Genomic DNA, 1,390 nt, shown 5'->3' on the forward strand with positions numbered 1-1,390 from the left:
CCCTAGTAGTGCTTTGTTAGGTCGTGTCGTAGGGCTGCCATGGGGTGGGTTGTCGGCAGGTGGGACATGTGCCGGTCCAGGTGGCCAGGAGGTGTTGAAGCAGGTCCAGGGCCTTGTAGAGGGTCAGGCCCTGGCAGGGGCTTTTGGGCAGGTCCGCTGTTCAGTCAGGAAGAGATGGGCGGCGCTGACGAGGGTGACGTGGCGGTGCCAGCCGGCGTACGAGCGTCCTTCGAAGTGATCGAGTCCGAGGGTGGTCTTCAGCTCCCGGTAGTCGTGCTCGATGCGCCAACGTGCCTTCGCCAGCCGGACCAGGTCGCGGGCGGGGATGTCGGCGGGCAGGTTCGAGATCCAGTACTTCACCGGCTCCGCCTCGTCCTGGGGCCACTGGGCGATCAGGTGGACGAGTCCGATGACACCGTCTGCGGCAGGCTTCGGCCGCCGCCCCGCGAGCCGGACGCGTAAGAACACGAAACGGGAGGCCATGGCCGCTTTGGAGCCCTTGCGCCAGGTCACCGTCACGGCTTGGCCGGGTCCGGCGGCCAGGACGTGGTCGCGCAGGCTCACCGCCCGGGCGCGGTAGCGGGGCAGCGGCCTGGGCCCGAGCCCGCCGTAAGGCGGTTGGCAAGGCTCGGCCGATGCGACATGCGCGGTCAGCTCTCCCTTGACCTGCAGGGCGTAGGCCAGGCCCCGTTCCTCCAGCGCACGACGGAAGTCGGCGTTCGCGCCGTAGCCGGTGTCCGCGACCAGCACCGCGGGCCGTAATCGCAGGGCAGCGAGCTCGTCGAGCATCTCCAGCGCGAGCTGCCATTTGGGCCGGTGGCGCTCGCTGTCGGGGATCTGGCAGCGGGCCCGCCGGCCCGCCGCATCGGGTCCGTCCCAGCTGCGGGGCACAAACAGCCGCCACGACAGCGGACACGAAGCGGTGTCCGAGGCGGCATGGACACTGACACCGATCTGGCAGTTGCCGACCTTGCCCAGCGTGCCGGAATACTGCCGGGCAACTGCCGGCGAGGACACGCCGTCCTTGGGGAAGCCTGTGTCGTCGACCACCCATACCTGCGGGCGCACCACTGCCACCGCCCGGCGGGCCAGCCGTGCCCGGACCGCTTCCACCTGCCAGGTCGAGGTCGTCATGAACTGCTGGAGCTGCTGGTGATCCACCCCGAGGCGACCGGCCATCGGCTGCATCGACTTCCGGCGCCCGTCCAGCAACAGGCCGCGCAGATACAGCCCGCCCTTGACCCGCTGATCCGCACGCGCCAGAGGCGTGAACACCTCCCCGGCGAACTCCTCCAACCGGGCACGACACGCGGAGAGTTCATCCGCCCTCATATCCACAGGGAAGCACCAGACCACCAACCCGACAAGACACCTAACAAAGCACTACTAG

Annotated in this window: 1 protein-coding gene; it reads right to left on the bottom strand. The window is 68.8% G+C overall.

Annotated elements, in window-relative coordinates; genetic code table 11:
• Positions 1 to 123: 123 nt before the first annotated feature.
• Positions 124 to 1,332 (bottom strand): IS701 family transposase, encoded by a 1,209-nt coding sequence (locus AC07F0_RS40015; RefSeq protein WP_478985260.1) that lies wholly within the window; start codon positions 1,330 to 1,332, stop codon positions 124 to 126.
• Positions 1,333 to 1,390 lie beyond the last annotated feature (58 nt).

Source organism: Streptomyces sp. NPDC045955 (assembly GCF_056430805.1).

What these genes read in the sequence shown, in the direction of transcription:
- AC07F0_RS40015 (WP_478985260.1), bottom strand. Translation starts at nt 1,332, where the DNA reads ATGAGGGCGGATGAACTCTCCGCGTGTCGTGCCCGGTTGGAGGAGTTC.